Origin of the sequence: Pedobacter glucosidilyticus DSM 23534 (assembly GCF_000425145.1) — a bacterium.
In the GTDB taxonomy this organism is placed as follows: Bacteria; Bacteroidota; Bacteroidia; order Sphingobacteriales; family Sphingobacteriaceae; genus Pseudopedobacter; species Pseudopedobacter glucosidilyticus.
In genome coordinates, this window is record NZ_AULF01000013.1 from 85560 (window position 1) to 102320 (window position 16761).

Here is a 16761-nt window from a genome sequence, read left to right on the forward strand (position 1 = left end):
CTATTTATATGCTATTCTTAATGCTTCTTTTTTGAATGTTCTAAAGAAGCGGCGACAAATTTAACAAAAAGTGGGTGAGGATTAGCAACTGTTGATTTTAATTCGGGGTGAAACTGTGAAGCAATAAAGTAAGGATGAGTTTTTAATTCAACAATCTCTACTAAATTATTCTCCGGATTAATACCAGAAGCTATCATACCAGCAGCTTCGTATTGTTTTAAGAAATCATTGTTAAACTCATATCTGTGTCGGTGTCTCTCTGTAATTTTTGATTTTCCGTAGATATTATAGGCTTTAGAACCTTTTTTAAGCTCGCAAGGGTAAGAACCTAAACGCATAGTGCCACCCTTTAAGGTAACTTTCTTTTGCTCTTCCATCATAGATATAACAGCATGCTCGGTATTTTCATCCATCTCTGTACTATGTGCATGCGTTAATCCTAAAACGTTTCTTCCAAATTCTATAACAGCACACTGCATCCCTAAACAGATACCAAAGAAAGGAATATTGCTTTCTCTTATAAACTTTATAGCCGTAATTTTACCTTCTATACCGCGGGCACCAAAGCCTGGTGCTACCAGTACACCATCTAGTTTACCTAGTTTTGCCTTTACATTCTCTTCTGTAATACTTTCAGAATGGATACATTCTACACGTACTTTACATTCATTAAAAGCTCCGGCATGTATAAAAGATTCTGTTATAGATTTATAAGCATCAGGTAACTCCACATATTTACCTACCAAACCAATTCTTACTTCTGCTGTAGGGTTCTTTAACCTGCCTAAAAAATCTTTCCAGCTTTCTAAATCAGGTTCGTTTTTAAGCGGAAGTTTTAATTTACTTAATACTGTACGGTCTAATTGCTCTTTTAGCATTAATAAAGGCACATCGTAAATGGTGCTGGCATCAATAGACTCTATAACAGCATTTAAATTTACGTTACAAAATTGGGCAATTTTTTTCCTGATATCCTGGCTGATGTGGTGTTCTGTTCTACAAACCAAAATATCTGGCTGTATACCATACTCTAACAACATTTTAACTGAGTGTTGGGTAGGTTTTGTTTTTAATTCTCCGGCTGCAGCCAAAAACGGGATTAATGTTAAATGGATAACTAGCGCATTGTTAGAGCCAACTTCCCATTTAAATTGTCTTACAGCTTCTATGTAAGGTAAAGATTCAATATCACCAACAGTACCACCAAGTTCGGTAATCACAATATCAAAATTTCCGCTCTCACCTAATAAGCGCATATTGCGTTTAATTTCATCAGTAATATGTGGAATAACTTGTACTGTTTTACCCAAGAATTCGCCTTGTCTTTCTTTATTGATAACGTTTTGGTAAATTCTACCTGTTGTAATGTTGTTGGCTTGTGATGTCGGGATGTTTAAGAAACGCTCGTAGTGGCCTAAGTCTAAATCTGTTTCGGCTCCATCTTCAGTTACAAAGCATTCGCCATGCTCATAAGGATTTAAAGTTCCCGGATCTATGTTGATGTAGGGATCAAATTTTTGGATAGTTACACTGTAACCCCTTGCTTGTAAAAGTTTAGCTAATGATGCGGAAATAATACCTTTCCCTAAAGACGATGTAACGCCGCCCGTAACAAAAATATACTTAGTCATTGTATGTGGATAATCTTTAAAAACTTAGAATTTGAGCCTAAAAAATGCCTCTTTTCTAAATCTTTTTGTACGGGATTCAAAAGTAAGGTTTTTTTCTGATAGTATAATAGGTGTGGAGAAAATACCCTTTGTGGATAAGCATGAATATGATCTTGTACTGCTTTTAAATGATTAATAATCAGTACTTCGCAGCAATTTTATTTTTTACATATTATTTCTGTTATTTTTGCCCTTAAATCGCATTTTATGGATCATATATTCAGAAACCTACTTATTAGATATCAGAACTATTTTATAGAGTTTTTTCAGTTAATAGAAGATAAAAATCTTATAAAAGAAGAGCAACAAAGTGCCGCACAAAAAATCAAGAATTATCTGGAAAGCATGCCAGAACTTGTGGGCGATTTTGATATTTTCTTTTCCATCTCTAAGCAAAGTGGAGCTTTAACGGCTACTTGGAGTATCAACATCAGTGAAAACGGTTTTAGCGTTCGTTCTTACGCTGTTGATGATTTAGATGAAATGGATGAGTGGCATTTTAATTATTATAGCCATACTCAGGAATATGAGGGTAACTTATTTACCGATGGTGATTGGGATTTGTTTCTAGACGAAGTAGCAGAAATTGATGACGCCGGTGGCGAGAAAATATCTTGTGAATTGAGTTTTAAAGTTTAATGCTGATAACACCTCCCATTGGCATTTGTGGTGTTACGTTTGCATCTGTCGCCAGCTTTTGTAACTCCTGAACATTGTACAGCTGCTGATGTTTTTAACTCAGCTTCATTGCTTTCATTTTGTTCTAAAAGCTGTTCTTGTTTGACAGTGCTTTTTTCGTTAATAGATGTTGTATTATCCCACGACCAGCATGGTAAACACAGTGTTTTTTCTATAACTTCTTCCTGCTCATTAGGCAATGCAAAAAAGAAATCAATACCTGTAAATTTTTCTACACTATCTACACTAACAGCATAATATTGAAGTGGTTGTGTACTACTTTTATTCTCTAAAATAAAGCCTATACCCTTAATATCAGGTAAGTTATAATCTAAAATAACTTTATAATAATATTTAGGTACGCTTACTTTATTTACACCTATACTTGGTAAGCTACCATTTAAAACAGGACCAGTTGCTATATATAAGGCTTCATTTTCTACAGCCCAAGTTCTAACTAATTCTTCCAGTTTTTTCCATATACCACGGTTAAAGCCAGGGTTTTGCGGACTCATGTTACTATAATAAAAGCTTTCTGCCATGGCTGTTGCAGACCATCCCATATCTGCTGCTGGGGCCAAATGTCCACGGTCATAGCCAGAAGAAGTGTAATCTTTAGATTGAGCTGTGCCGGTTTTAACTTTTGGATCTTCTATAAATTTATCTGTTCTGTTATAAAGTTTAACAGTTTTTTCTTTTGTGAGTTCGTAGGCTACCCAATTGGCTTGCTCGTGTGTCTCATTATAAGAAAGCGAAAATCCACTGTGGCGGATAACCACATCTTTAGACATCATTTTTGGAATTTCTAACTGAGCTATTTTAGCGATTTTAGGATTCCAAGTTTTTAAACTATCTGCATAAGTCCAAGTGCCGTTTTCCCATAACCAAACTTTTTTACCACTTGTTGTGGTAGCTTCCTGTTGCCCAAATACATCATAAAAAGTAAAGTACAATAAAAAAATCAATAGGAGTTTCTTCATGAGCGTTAGATAAGCTTTTTGTTTGGCTAAATTAAAAGATTATTTAAATACCTAGCATTTTGATTTTTTTAAATGATAGAGGATATATAGGGATAGAGACTTTTTTTAGTAAAAAATAGGTTTCATTTTGTCCTTCCATTAAAGCCTTTTACTTTTCGCTTAGGTTACCTCACTTCGTTTTGACTTTCAATAAATATTTACTTTATTTAATTTAAATTCTAACTTATGAATACATCCTGTGGAATTAATGATGATGAAATACAAGGAAAATTGTACTTATTGTAGTTTGTTTCTTTTTTACGTTTTTTAATTCTACCTGTTAAATAATTCTACCTGTTAAACAACAAAATAATATGATAAGAAAAATTTGGATTTTACTTTTGATAGTAGTTTCTAGCTTTAAATCAGATGCTCAAATTATTTTTGAGAGCGGCTATTTTATTACTGATGCAGATGAAAGAGTAGATTGTTTGATTCGCAATATGGATTGGATAAACAATCCATCAAAATTCCAATATAAGCTTTCTTCAAATGATGCCATTAAAGTAGGGGATATTCATACAGTAAAAGAATTTGGTATTAATCAAGTTTCTAAATATATAAGAACTCAAACAAAAATTGATAGATCTTCTGACCGTATAGAGGAAATGGATGCTGAGAGAAATCCTGTTTTTCAAGAAGAATTATTATTCTTAAAAGTTCTTATAGAAGGGCAGTTTTCTTTATTACAATATGTGGATAACGGTTTAGTAAGATTTTTTTATAAAACTAAAGACTCAACTGTAAATCAATTGGTTTTTAAACGATATATGGTAGATGATAAGGTTTTAAATAACGATTATTTTAAGCAGCAATTACTTATCCTTTTTAATAGTGAAAAAATAGCATTAGAGGATTTTACACGTCTTAAATATGATGATAGAGATTTAGAAAAGCTATTTATCAAGTATTATGAAGTAAATAATTTAACTTTTATAAATTATCAACCTAAAAGGAGTAAGTATCTATTTCATTTAACTATTAGACCAGGGATTAACTATAGCAGTTTGGAAATAGAAAGTGCTATAAACGATTTGCTGAATACTAATTTTGGAAGTAGTTTAGGGTTTAGATTAGGTGCCGAAGCCGAATTTATTTTGCCTTTTAATAAAAATAAGTGGGGAGTAGTAATAGAGCCTACCTATCAACATGTTAAATCAGAAGAATTTAAGCAAACAAATCAAGTATCTGGTGGTGTTTTAATTTCCAAATTTGATTATAAGGCGATAGGCATACCAGTAGGTATAAGGCATTATTTTTTTCTTAATCAAAAATCAAAATTGTTTTTAAATGTTAATTATGTATTTGACTTCGGTCTTAATTCAACCATTAAATTTTTAAGAAATGATAATTCGGTTTATTCGTCATTTGATATTAAATCAATTTCAAGCTTAGCTATGGGTATTGGTTATAAATTTAAGAATACATTAGGCATTGAGATGAGGTATCAACCTAGTCCCAATATATTGAGTGAATACCCATATATGACATCTAATTACAACACACTTTTGTTAACACTTGGATATTCGTTATTTAAATAATACCCATAGCTTATAGTTTATTTAATCATTAAAAGCAAAAAGATTTACCAAAGCTGGTGTACATCAGCTTTAATATAAGTATCGTAAATATGTTTAATCACATCTTTTTGTTGTTGGTTTAAAGTTGGGGCTTCTTCAACTTTTAAATTGTTTAACAGTTGTTGCGGACTAGATGCACCTGGTATCACGCAGCTTATCTCAGGAAACTCTAATATCCATTTTAAAGCTAAAAGTGGTAAATCATAATCAGGGAAATGCTTTTTAAGCTCTTCAACAGCATCTAATCCTTTGTTATAATCTATACCAGAGAAAGTTTCGCCTTTATCAAAAGCTTCGCCATTTCTGTTAAATGTTCTATGGTCATCTTTACCAAAAGTAGTTTCTTTGGTGAATTTTCCGGTTAACAAACCGCTGGCTAAAGGTACACGAGCAATAAGGCCGATGTTTTTCTTTTTAGCTTGTTCAAATAAAAGTTCTGTTGGGCGTTGTCTAAAAATGTTGAATATCAGTTGTAAGGTACAAACATTATCAAACTCTATGGCTTTTAGCCCTTCTTCAATTTTCTCAACACTAACGCCAAGATTCAAGATTTTTCCCTCTTCTTTAAGCTTGTCAAACAGCTCGAAAATTTCTGGACGGTATAAAACTTCAATAGGAGGGCAGTGTAGTTGTATTAAATCTATCTTTTCTAGATTCATATTCCTTAAGCTGCTTTCTACAAAGTTTCTTAAAGCTTTTACCGTATAAGATTGGTTAATATGTGGGTTAAGCTGGCGACCACATTTGGTAGCCACATAAATTTCTTCTCTTCTGGCTTTTACTATTCTGCCAACGGCTTTTTCACTTTCGCCATCGCCGTAAACATCGGCAGTATCAATAAAATTAATACCTGCATCAATAGCTGCATTTAAAATTTTATCAGCATTGTTGTGGTCAAATGCATCTCCCCATTTGCCACCAACTTGCCAAGTTCCTAGGCTAATTTCGGAGATTTTTAAGTTTGTTTTTCCTAAAATTCTGTAATTCATGTATCTTAAAATTGGTTTATTTTTCTGTTACTTTACTTGATAACGATAAATGGAGCGCCCAAAGTTGCCATTTTTATCCATACCTTCTACAACAATTTTACGAGGACCTTTATCATCACTATTAAAAAATTCAAAACTAGCCTTGCCTTCTTTATCTGTATTTATATAAGGATTCCAGTAAATGGTAGAACGTATATCTTGAGCTTGTAAACTGGTTCTTGGACCTGTATATTTAGGTTGGTAAAATTGTCTTTCTACTGCATAGCCTTTTGGTTTAATGGTTATAACATTGGTTGGCGCAAACAGCTCTTGTATTTGAGCCTTGGTAGCAGGTACTTTTTTTATCTCTTTCATGATGATAACCAAAACACCGCTGGTATTGCTTCTTCTATTGATACCTGATAAACCATCATTATTGAAAACCTGGACAGATTCTATTCCTTTTGCATCTAAACTATTGAGGTAAGCAATATCAACAGGCATATCGTTTACATAAATCTCTACTGGTATTCTTATCCCTTGGTTATAGGTTCTGGTGATGAATAAATTATTATCTACAAATGTTAAACCCGAGGCACTTAAACAGTTAACCAATAGGCCGCAGCCGATTAATTGGTCGCCGGTTGTTGTTCTATCAGCCATCATGTTTAGACCTGATAAAGCGGGGAAGTCTAAGTGGCTTTTTTTAGTTGTTGCGGTAGATTTTATGACAACTTCTCTCAGCATCAGCGAGTTATTATTAATCATTTTACTGTTTCTGAGGTAAGTATTCAAGGTGCTATCAATATTTAAAATGTCATCAGCAGCGTTTACATTGGCATAAATAGCAGGGAAAGCTTCGCCATCAACATGAATCCTTAAATCTTTAGAATTTAAGTTGTTACGGGCATTCACAATCACCTCGGCAGAATCTTTAAAAACCATATTACTGAATTTAAATTTACCTTCAGCATCTGTTGTGGTAGTGGTAGAATAGTATTTCTCTGGAATTTGTAACAGCAATCGGCCTTTGTCTAAAGGCATACCATTACTTTTTCTGATGGTTCCGGTAATATCAATACCCTGCTCTGGTAAGAAAGTTAAGTTTGGAGCTTTATCAGCAATAATATCTTTATAGCTAAATCTTCTGTAGCCTTGGGTAAGCATCAATAAATCTAGATGAGCAAGTTTTTGATCATCCATCTTATTGAAATAATAATTAGGTTTTTCTATATAACCTTCTAAATTTGAGGTTAACAACAAATTGCTATAAATGGTGGTTTCTGTATCTTCATCTGCCGGAACTTTGGTTTCATCTATCACAGCAACAGAAAAACTTCCTTCGGCAAGTTCTGTTCCACCGCTATTGGTTATGTTTACTTTAACCTTTTGTCGGCTATTATAAGCTTGTAAATCGGTACTTAAGTTTATTTTTAAGTCATCATTACGCTTTAAAAAAATAAGACGCTCACTTAAAGGCTCTCCAATAGAAGAAAATAAGGTAACCTGTAAAATACCTGTTGGGAATTTGTTTTTAGGAATTTGACCTGTAAATACAGTGCTTTTTAAATCGCTTTGTGCAGCATAATAGATAACTCCTGCACTTTTAGCAACAATATAAAAGGCTTTGTTCAGATTTTTATCTACATATTTTTGATTAGCATAAATTTTTAACACTAAGTTTTCATCAATAGTTTTAAGCGCTATGCGCATGCCTTCTGCTTTAACTTCTGGTAAGGGTATAGTTTTTTGGTTGCCATCTGCAAAAGTTACTTTTGCCTGATATTTTTTATTAAGCTCTGGTACAAAAGAAAATGCACCCATACCTAAGTGCTGTGAGGTAAATTGAGCTATCTCTTTACCGCTTTCATCCATAATAACACCTTTAGAATTAATACCTAATCCATCAGACTTTATTGCTTTAAAAGCTACTTGTGTAGGTATACCATCAATTAAGTCGCCTCCCTCAGGAAAAAACTGAATATCATGTTCTAATAATGCAGTTTTTAAAGGAAAAGAGGCTTTGTAACTGGTATTGCTACTAATCTCTACAGTGGTAAAAAGTTCGCCACGATTAATACCTACTTTTGGCGAAGTGTTTATTTCTATGTTCACAAAGCCTTTATCATCGGTAGTTTCTCTGCCCTTAGCAACACGTTCAAAATCTGCCATAACCTCCCAGCTTACTTTTTTATTGATGATAGGCATGCCACGGTCGTCTTTAAACTGAATTCTAGAGTTTACTTTAATAGCTTTATCTGTAACAGTGCCTTTATAAGTAATGTTGGTGTTTAGGTTTTTATTAATAGCATCACCAATAACTATATTTTTCGTAAATAAATAAGCTTGATTTTGGTTTAACATCCATTTGGTATAAGCCCTAATCCGGTAGTTTCCTTGTTTATAAGCAAGATAATTTAAAACAATACTTCCTTGTGTTACGCTGTTTTTTACAGGTAGTTTTAAACTTTCTACCAAAGAATCTTTAGCGTTAATTAATTCTACATGTAAAATTTTGCTTAGTGGCGAGGGAATATGTTGCTCTAAAGCAACATAAGCTTTAAACCAAATGGTATCTCCAACGGCGTAATAAGGTTTATCAAAATGTAAATGAACTTTTTCTGATGGGTAGGTTTGATAATACTTAGCAGTTTTTTCTAATATATCTTTTAATGGTATTGTTGTTTGTGCTAAGGAAATAGAAACTTGGCAAAACAAGAAAAAGGATAGTAATACGAGTTTAATTTTGTTCATCAGGAAAATTATAAGCTAATACAAAGGTTAAATATAAAGATAGCAGCTATTAAAATAGGATGTTTTAACATTTTTTTACAATCCTGTTTGTTTACTAAACAATTTATAATCAATTTTTGTAATCTTATTTTGAAACATACGTTATAAACCTTTTATCAATTTTTAATACACACATATATGAAAACAAGATTATTTTTATTAACACTACTAGTGGCTGGCTTAAGTAGTTTTGCGCAAAATGCTGATGCTGTAGTTGGTAAGTGGTTAAACAAGGATAAAAACGCTCATATCCAGATTTTTAAAAAAGGAAATGCCTATTTCGGAAAAATTGTGTGGCTAAAAGAGCCTTTAGATGAAGCAAAAAAACCTAAACTTGATGAACAAAACCCGAACGAAGATTTACGGAAAAGACCTATCCTAAACTTAGAAATTTTACAGAATTTTAAGTTTAATGATGGCGTTTGGGAGGATGGTACCATTTACGACCCAAAATCTGGTAAAACTTATAGCTGTAAAATTTCTATGGAGGGTAAAGATAAACTCAATGTAAGAGGCTTTGTTGGAATTTCTTTAATAGGAAGAACAGATAACTGGACCCGGGTTAAGTAAATTTTATTTTTATTAATAAAATGCCTCATTACAAAATAATGGGGCATTTTTTGTTTTATAAACCCTATCATGAAAACAAACCAAACATTTTAATAAGCCAAAATCATAAGCAATTATTCGTTAAAGCAGTATTAGAAAAATTAGGTAAGATGGGCTTATTAAAATATATTTGTTTTTAAGGGTTATTATGTAGAAAAAAATCGGCATTTGTGATTTTTGTTCTACATATTTAAGGAAATCTTTAGAAGTGGATTTAACGTATAACAATTATATACTTATTATTTTGAGAAGACATGGCGAGAATATTACTAGTAGAAGACGAAGAATTGATGTTAAAAGCGTTAGAGTTTAGGTTAAAAAAAGACGAACATGAGGTAGAGATTGCTAAAGATGGTAGAGAAGCGCTACTTAAAATTCAATCAGCAGATTTTGATTTAATTATAACAGATATTATGTTACCCTTTGTAAGTGGCTTAGAAATTATTGGTAAAGTTAAACAAACACCACATTTAGCAAAAACACCTATGATTGTTTTATCGGCTGTAGGTTTAGAAAATGTGGTTTTAGAGGCTTTTGAGCTAGGTGTTGATGATTTTATTACCAAGCCGTTTAATTTAACAGAACTTACCATAAGGGTAAAAAAGTTACTCAAAAAATAGCATGTTATTAAGTGTTTCTGTAGGCGAATATTTAAAAAGCCTCTTTTTTGATAGATTACCGTTTTTTCCTGATAACATAAGAATTTCTTTGTTTATCATCATGTTTTGTTTGATAGCAACTATAGAAATTTACCTGTATGTTTTTCTTAAAAAAGCAAAAAATAAGAGAGACAATTATCTAAATGCCAATTGGAAAGAGAAGATAAGTAACATGTTAAGTAACATCATCATTTATGGTGATGAAGACGACGGATTAGAAAACGTAGTAAATCATTTCTTACCTCGTTTTAAAAAGTTACCACTTAAAAGAAAAAGAGTGAGGAACATTCTGATTGAAGAAATTAGAATCTATCACTCTAATTTTACTGGTTTTACGGCCGATGTTTTAAAAGAATTATTTATAAAATTAGAACTTCATAAATACACCCTAGAAAAGTTAAAAAGTAATTACTGGGAAATCCAAATTGAAGGTATCAGAGAAATAGCTCAGTTTTGGTTATATGAGTATGACCAATTAGTTTTTGCCTTAACAGACCACGAGCATGAAATTGTGCGTATGGAAGCCCAAACTGCACATGTGAGGTTAAATAGAGATAACCCTTTTAAATTTTTAGATCATATGAGAGGGAGAATTTTGCCATGGCATCAATTAATTTTATTTGAAATCATCACCAAAGCTAAATATGTTAAAATTCCTTCATTTGTTAAATGGTTAGGTTCTCGTAATGATTCTGTAGTGATTTTTTGTCTTAAATTAATTGGTTATTATCAACAATTAGATGCTCTAGCAGAAATTGTAAAGCTTTTAAAACATCCTCAAGAAGAAATCAGGAAAATGTCTGTTTGGGTAATTGGTAAAATGGAGGCCGAGTTTGTAGAAGAAGAATTGTTGAAAATCTATCCTAAAGAAACTCAAAAAGTTAAATTAGAAATTTTAAGCGCTTTGGGTAAAATATCATCAGGAAATTATCTCAGCTTCTTAAAAGACTGTTTGCTTACTCCTGATTTTGAGATTAAGATGGGAGCTACAAAAGCTATTTTAGGACATGGTAGAAAAGGTAAACTCATGTTACAAGAATTGCAAAGTGTAGTGTCAGCTAAAAATAGCCAAATTATTGCCCATGTGTTGGATGCCAGAATTTAAAATATAATGGAAGCAGGCTTTTACTTTTTCGAGCAAATTTTTAATAGTGCAATATTTTATTTTGCGCTGGTGGTAATGGCTTCCTATATTTTTCTTTGCTTTTTTTCGGCATTAGAGATGAAAGCCTACATGCGTAAAAATAGCTTTATTGATTACCGAGAAATATTAGTCTCACCCTTTGCACCATCAGTATCTATTTTAGCACCAGCCTATAACGAAGAAGCAACTATTGTTGATAACGTAAAGTCTATCATGTCTTTACATTACAGTAATTTCGAAATTATCATTATTAATGATGGTAGTAAAGACCATTCCTTAGAAAAATTAATACATGCCTATCAATTAGAAAAAGTTGATTTTTGCGTAAACGAGCAGTTAAATCATCAACCTATACGTGGTATTTATAAATCCAGAAATTCATCCTATGCTAAATTAATTGTTATTGATAAAGAAAACGGAGGTAAGTCTGATGCTTTAAATGCCGGTATTAATGTTTCTTCTAAAGATTTATTATTATGTATTGATGTAGATTGTATTGTTGAGCAAGACGCCTTATTAAAATTGGTAAAACCTTATTTAGAAGAAAAGAAAAGGGTTATTGCCACCGGTGGCGTGGTACGTATTGCCAATTCTTGCGAAGTAGAAGATGGCCGTTTGGTAAAAGTTCACATGCCTAAAAATATCATCTCAAGATTTCAGGTTTTAGAATATATTAGAGCCTTTTTAATGGGTAGGATGGCTTGGAGCAGGTTAAACGGTTTGTTGATTATATCAGGTGCTATGGGCTTGTTTGATAAGGAAATTGTTATCAAATGTGGAGGCTACAGCCACGAAACCGTTGGAGAAGATATGGAGTTGGTAGTACGTATGCGGAGGTATATGCATGACCATAATTTAAAATATCAGGTTGTTTACATCCCAGACCCCCTCTGTTGGACAGAGAGCCCTGTAGATTTTAAAATCTTAGGAAGACAAAGAAACCGCTGGACAAGAGGTACTATTGAAACTTTATGGACACATAGAGATTTATTTTTTAATCCTAAATACAGCATTTTAGGAATGTTAAGCTATCCCTATTGGTTGTTTTTTGAGTGGTTAGCACCAATTTTAGAAGGCATTGGTATCATAACTTTTATTTTATTAGCCTCTTTCGGTAAAATCAATTGGGAGTTTTCTTTGATTTTATTTACCATGGTTTATACCTTCTCCATCTTACTATCAACCATAGCTGTCTTGTTTGAAGAAAGGTCTTATCATCAATACACTTCTGGTAAGGATGTATTAAAATTATTATTACTAGCCTTTATAGAACCTGTAGTATATCATCCCTTAACTATTTATTGGTCTATAAAAGGTAATATTGATAAATTTACAGGCAAAAAAAATTGGGGAACCATGACAAGGGCTGGTTTTACCAGTAATCAAAAAAATAAATTAGAACCATCCTCAGCCCAAAATTTAAAAACTAAACAAGAACAAAGCGCTTAAACAATTTTAAAATTAATGAAAGACCATTATAATTTTGATGAAGAAAATCTAATACTTAAAAAGACTAAAAGAGCGCTAGTACAATTTGCTCATGTTTCTTTAGCTTTCTTTATCATGATTTTACTGCTAAGGTTGTTAGAAGTGGGTGTCATGGTCAAAAGCTATCAAAGTCCTGAAAATAGCTTACAAGTATTTGTTTATGCTTTTTTACTAGACCTCTTATTATTCCTTAAAATAAGTTTTTTCTCGTTTGTGATTTACCTCCTAACCGTTCAAATTATAATAGGAGATAGGCGTTTACAAGTTAATATTTATGCAAGTATAGCTAGTTTTAGCCTTGTTGTTGCCTTGTTGCTTACCAAGTATTACCATACTACTTTATTACCTCTTGGTGATGATATTTATGGCTATTCTTTATCAGAAATTAAGCAAACGGCTTTGGCTGGTGCTTCTTTAGATGTATTTTCTTTATTATTTTTTGTGATTTTGATGGCCGTCCTCTGGCTGCTGATCATTTATTTAAGTAAATTAACATTTATACCACTTAAAGCGGCCATCGTTTTTGTTTTGCTATCCTTTTTGGCTGTATTATCTGGATTTAGCTTTTTACCAGAATCTAAAAAGTTTAAATCAGAGTTTGATTATAATTTAGCCGTAAATAAAACAGGTTTTTTCTTTCAAAAATCTTATGATTACTTTACCAGAAACGAGCCGGAAGTAGATATTTATGCAGAAAATTATATTGAAGACGCTACATCAGAAAGCAGTGCAGACGGAATAAATAATGTTAAATATGTAGATGTAAAATATCCTTTTTTAAGAGAAAACAATACCGAAGATGTGTTGGGAAATTTCTTTCATAAATTTGATAGTCCTCCAAATATCATCTACATACAAATAGAAGGCTTAGGCAGAGCTTTTAGTGGAGAAGGTGCTTATTTAGGCAGTTTTACACCTTTTTTGGATAGCTTAGCACAAAAAAGTTTATACTTCGAAAATTTTCTAGCCGCACAGGGTAGAACTTTTGCATCCTTACCATCGGTGTTAGGCTCATTACCTTTTGCCGAACATGGCTTTGCAGATCTTGGAAATAGAATGCCTAACCATTTAACGCTCATCAATATCTTAAAAGCAAATAATTACCATACCAGATTTTTATCAGGTTTTGATTTAGATTTTGATAATGAAGGATTGTTTTTGGCTAAAAACAAAATAAACGAAACGGTTTCTATCCGTAACTTTGGTGAGGCTTATCAACAAATGCCAGCCAATAGCGGGGGCTTTACCTGGGGTTATGGCGATATGGATTTGATGTTAAAAAGTGTTGATTATTTAAATAAAGCACCAGAAAAACCAGGTTTAACCATCATTCAAACCGTAAGCTTACATACGCCCTATCAGGTTATTAATCAATCAAAATATCTTGAAAAATTTGAACAGCAACTGGGCATATTGGGTATAAGAGAAGATGAAAAAGAAGCGTACAGAAAATATAAAAATATCTATTCTACCATATTGTATAGTGATGATGCTGTTAAAACGTTTATAAACAGCTATGCTAAAAATCCATCGTTTGAACGTACAATTTTCATCATATCCGGAGACCATCGTTTACCCGAAATTCCGATTGCAACAAAAATAGACCGTTACCATGTACCGCTCATTATTTATTCTCCAAAACTTAAACGTACCGCTCGTTTCAAATCTATTTCTAGCCATTTAGATATAGCACCATCTATCTTGGCTTTTTTAAATGCTAATTACAACATCAAAACACCAAAACTGATTAATTTTATAGGCTCTGGTTTAGATACCGTAAAATCATTTAGAAATATACATAAATACCCATTAATGCAAACTAAGAATGAGCTTAGTGATTTTGTTTATGGTAAATTCTTCCTCAACCAAAATACATTATTTGCCATAGATGATAAAATGGGGGTAGAGGCTATAGAAAATGAAGATATGAGATTGAAATTGTTTAACGAGTTAAAACAGTATAAAGTAAGAAATGATTTAGTTTCAAAAGTTAATAAATTAGTTCCCGACTCTGTTTATTTAAAATTTGTGAACTTTTAATTCATAAGAATGTTAAATATCATAATCAATTTTTAAAATTTTTAATAGGTAATCACAAAAAATGATAAAACAAACAAATATTAAAATCTACTTTTTAAGTCTACTCATTTGTTTGTTATCAGTTTCTGGTTGCAGAAAAATTATTCCGGAAGCAGAAACAGATATTTTATTTCTCGGACATAAAGGTGCGGGTAGCAACAATTTTAACGATGTAAATATGGAAAACACCTTAAATGCGGTAAAGGAAGGCTTTGCCAATTTAGATGGGGTAGAGCTAGATTTGCAGATGAGTAAAGACGGCACCATTTGGGTTAATCATAATTTTAATGTTCATGACTTTAATTGTTTAGAAGGTTTGCCTGAGCAAAATATTCCATTGCTAACTGATGCCGAGATTGAAGAAATAACCATTTGCCATAAAGGTAAAACAGATAGGCTTTATAAATTATCAGAAATTATCAGTTATTGGAATTTAAACCCTCAGTATTATTTGTTTATGGAGGTTAAAGTTTTTTATGATCCCGCTTTTGAGTTAATTGGAGGGCTAGATGCCTACTTTAGAAGAATGGCTACTGCCATGATCAATACTTTAGCAAATGTTGATAAAACAGATAATTTGATTATAGAAATTAACAGTAAATCTTTTATTGATTTGATTAAAGCAAACGATAAAACTAAAAATATCAAATGCTTATTAATACGGTCTGGAACTCTGGAAAGAAAAATACAAATAGCACAACAAGAAGGTTATGATGGCTTAAGCCTAAATTATGAAGATACTGACCTAACAAAAGAAACAGTAAGAGCGGCAAAAAACCTAGGCTTATTTATCAATTTATATACACCTTATTACAAGTCGGAGATTGTGAAAGCTTTTGAAATGGAACCTCATGCTATCCAAACCGATAATATGGATGCAAAACGCTACCTTAATGTGAGGTAGTTTTTGGTTTTAAATCATTTTGATAATCTGTAATAATGGTGTTAATAAGTGGATAATAATATTCCCAAAAGAAACTTACCCTTTCAGAAGCGATACTTCTATCATAAAAAAGCTTTCTAAAAAAGTGTATGCCTTTAAAGCTCGAGGCATTTAAAGCAATAGGATTATCAGCAAAGTCACCAGCAAAATAAAAGAATTTATAATCATCTCTATAATGCTCTATAACGGCCGGAAATTGTGGGGGAATATTGTTGCTTTCTAAAATCGCTCGGCCTTTATCATTAACTTTAATATCATAAAAAGAAATGATACGATTATTCCTCGAAGTTTTAACAATATCAAACCAGAATGGATATTTCATAGTGGTAGGGATATTGTATTTTTCTCTATCCTCTTTAGCTGTTAAGATATAAGGTACTTCAGCATCCAAGTGTTCTATGTTTTCAAGAATTACAATTTTATCGCTCTCATTAACAAAAGCTATCCCAGATTTTAAGTAAGGCCATTGTTGATTATTTTGATTTTTGTAATTTTCAATAAGCCATCTAGGTAGTTCTTTGTTTTTATTGGTGTCTAAAGAATCAAAATATCTGCCTACCCATCCAGTCCATTGTATCTGAAACTCCTTCTCAAAAGCCTGCCTCAGATATTTTGGTGTAGGTGTGCCAATAGTATTAAACTCGGTAAGAACAAGTTTTTTACGTTTTTTCATTTTTTTTAAAAAGGCCATGTCCTCTTTAGCAAGTCCACCATAAATCAATTTAGAGCGCTCTGTGCTGGCTAAAAGCTCTTTCCATTCTTTTAAATAAATGCCATAGGTGTCTGTTACATAGGTAAGGTCACTATCGTCTGCCAATTGTTCTAGTTGTTTATCATCAAATCTTTCTAATCCTTTTAAGGTATATTCCTGATTGGGTTTAGGAAAAAAGCCAAAATAATCATTCCCAACAGTATACAGTTTTTCTGATGTTTTGGAATATTTGTTATACCTCAGGAACCAAGTTAATGAAGCGTGTTCTTGTCCTTTTTTATTCAGTACTGTTTTATCAACAATGGCAATAACAAGTTTTGTTTTGGGCCAAAAAACCCAAGTTAAATACATCCATAAAGGTGTTAAAATAATGATAAAAAACAGGATGGCGTTAAGTTTAAATTTCCTTTTTCCCATGC

General features: G+C 32.3%; 13 protein-coding genes. 8 read left to right on the top strand and 5 right to left on the bottom strand.

The genetic code is table 11. The features are described 5' to 3' along the window. Positions 1–17: 17 nt before the first annotated feature. Positions 18–1631: a CTP synthase gene (locus H510_RS0105485; protein WP_026903395.1), complete on the bottom strand. Its 1614-nt coding sequence runs from the start codon at positions 1629–1631 to the stop codon at positions 18–20. Positions 1632–1877: 246 nt separating this feature from the next. On the opposite strand from H510_RS0105485, the gene H510_RS0105490 reads away from it, so the two are divergent. Beyond that, positions 1878–2309, top strand: coding sequence for a hypothetical protein (locus H510_RS0105490; protein ID WP_026903396.1), 432 nt, complete (start codon positions 1878–1880; stop codon positions 2307–2309). Here H510_RS0105490 and H510_RS0105495 read toward each other — a convergent pair. Continuing rightward, positions 2306–3328, bottom strand: a complete 1023-nt coding sequence (locus H510_RS0105495; protein ID WP_026903397.1) for a DNA/RNA non-specific endonuclease — start codon at positions 3326–3328, stop codon at positions 2306–2308. The genes H510_RS0105490 and H510_RS0105495 overlap by 4 nt on opposite strands. Before the next feature lie 353 nt (positions 3329–3681). Between H510_RS0105495 and H510_RS0105500 the strand changes: the two genes are divergently transcribed. After that, complete coding sequence (locus tag H510_RS0105500) at positions 3682–4908, top strand: outer membrane beta-barrel protein (RefSeq protein ID WP_051291068.1); 1227 nt, start codon at positions 3682–3684, stop codon at positions 4906–4908. A 44-nt stretch (positions 4909–4952) separates the two neighbouring features. On the opposite strand, the gene H510_RS0105505 is transcribed toward H510_RS0105500, so the two are convergent. After that, positions 4953–5936, bottom strand: coding sequence for an aldo/keto reductase (locus H510_RS0105505; protein WP_026903399.1), 984 nt, complete (start codon positions 5934–5936; stop codon positions 4953–4955). 27 nt (positions 5937–5963) lie between these two features. Next, positions 5964–8669, bottom strand: coding sequence for a hypothetical protein (locus H510_RS0105510; RefSeq protein ID WP_026903400.1), 2706 nt, complete (start codon positions 8667–8669; stop codon positions 5964–5966). Positions 8670–8846: 177 nt separating this feature from the next. Between H510_RS0105510 and H510_RS0105515 the strand changes: the two genes are divergently transcribed. The 6 genes from H510_RS0105515 (at position 8847) to H510_RS0105545 (ending at position 15591) form a co-directional block, all read left to right on the top strand. Then, the gene (locus H510_RS0105515) at positions 8847–9278 is read left to right on the top strand and encodes a DUF2147 domain-containing protein (RefSeq protein WP_026903401.1); all 432 of its coding nucleotides are present in this window, start codon (positions 8847–8849) and stop codon (positions 9276–9278) included. Positions 9279–9571: 293 nt separating this feature from the next. Continuing rightward, complete coding sequence (locus tag H510_RS0105525) at positions 9572–9937, top strand: response regulator transcription factor (RefSeq protein WP_026903402.1); 366 nt, start codon at positions 9572–9574, stop codon at positions 9935–9937. A 1-nt stretch (position 9938) separates the two neighbouring features. Beyond that, entirely contained in the window at positions 9939–11081 is a 1143-nt protein-coding gene (locus H510_RS0105530) for a HEAT repeat domain-containing protein (protein ID WP_026903403.1), read from the top strand. Between the two features lie 6 nt (positions 11082–11087). Next, positions 11088–12569 (top strand): glycosyltransferase family 2 protein, encoded by a 1482-nt coding sequence (locus tag H510_RS18315; protein ID WP_051291069.1) that lies wholly within the window; start codon positions 11088–11090, stop codon positions 12567–12569. 15 nt (positions 12570–12584) lie between these two features. Beyond that, entirely contained in the window at positions 12585–14648 is a 2064-nt protein-coding gene (locus H510_RS0105540) for an LTA synthase family protein (RefSeq protein ID WP_026903404.1), read from the top strand. A 61-nt stretch (positions 14649–14709) separates the two neighbouring features. After that, a complete protein-coding gene (locus H510_RS0105545; RefSeq protein WP_026903405.1) occupies positions 14710–15591 on the top strand; it encodes a glycerophosphodiester phosphodiesterase in 882 nt (293 codons plus the stop codon). On the opposite strand, the gene H510_RS0105550 is transcribed toward H510_RS0105545, so the two are convergent. Beyond that, positions 15578–16759, bottom strand: coding sequence for a hypothetical protein (locus tag H510_RS0105550; protein ID WP_036692041.1), 1182 nt, complete (start codon positions 16757–16759; stop codon positions 15578–15580). The two genes, H510_RS0105545 and H510_RS0105550, sit on opposite strands and share 14 nt — an antisense overlap. Positions 16760–16761: the final 2 nt, after the last annotated feature.

Excerpts from the sequence above, each read along its gene's own strand:
- H510_RS0105485 (WP_026903395.1), bottom strand. The coding sequence starts at position 1,631 with ATGACTAAGTATATTTTTGTTACGGGCGGCGTTACATCGTCTTTAGGG.
- H510_RS0105490 (WP_026903396.1), top strand. The coding sequence starts at position 1,878 with ATGGATCATATATTCAGAAACCTACTTATTAGATATCAGAACTATTTT.
- H510_RS0105495 (WP_026903397.1), bottom strand. The coding sequence starts at position 3,328 with ATGAAGAAACTCCTATTGATTTTTTTATTGTACTTTACTTTTTATGAT.
- H510_RS0105500 (WP_051291068.1), top strand. The coding sequence starts at position 3,682 with ATGATAAGAAAAATTTGGATTTTACTTTTGATAGTAGTTTCTAGCTTT.
- H510_RS0105505 (WP_026903399.1), bottom strand. The coding sequence starts at position 5,936 with ATGAATTACAGAATTTTAGGAAAAACAAACTTAAAAATCTCCGAAATT.
- H510_RS0105510 (WP_026903400.1), bottom strand. The coding sequence starts at position 8,669 with ATGAACAAAATTAAACTCGTATTACTATCCTTTTTCTTGTTTTGCCAA.
- H510_RS0105515 (WP_026903401.1), top strand. The coding sequence starts at position 8,847 with ATGAAAACAAGATTATTTTTATTAACACTACTAGTGGCTGGCTTAAGT.
- H510_RS0105525 (WP_026903402.1), top strand. The coding sequence starts at position 9,572 with ATGGCGAGAATATTACTAGTAGAAGACGAAGAATTGATGTTAAAAGCG.
- H510_RS0105530 (WP_026903403.1), top strand. The coding sequence starts at position 9,939 with ATGTTATTAAGTGTTTCTGTAGGCGAATATTTAAAAAGCCTCTTTTTT.
- H510_RS18315 (WP_051291069.1), top strand. The coding sequence starts at position 11,088 with ATGGAAGCAGGCTTTTACTTTTTCGAGCAAATTTTTAATAGTGCAATA.
- H510_RS0105540 (WP_026903404.1), top strand. The coding sequence starts at position 12,585 with ATGAAAGACCATTATAATTTTGATGAAGAAAATCTAATACTTAAAAAG.
- H510_RS0105545 (WP_026903405.1), top strand. The coding sequence starts at position 14,710 with ATGATAAAACAAACAAATATTAAAATCTACTTTTTAAGTCTACTCATT.
- H510_RS0105550 (WP_036692041.1), bottom strand. The coding sequence starts at position 16,759 with ATGGGAAAAAGGAAATTTAAACTTAACGCCATCCTGTTTTTTATCATT.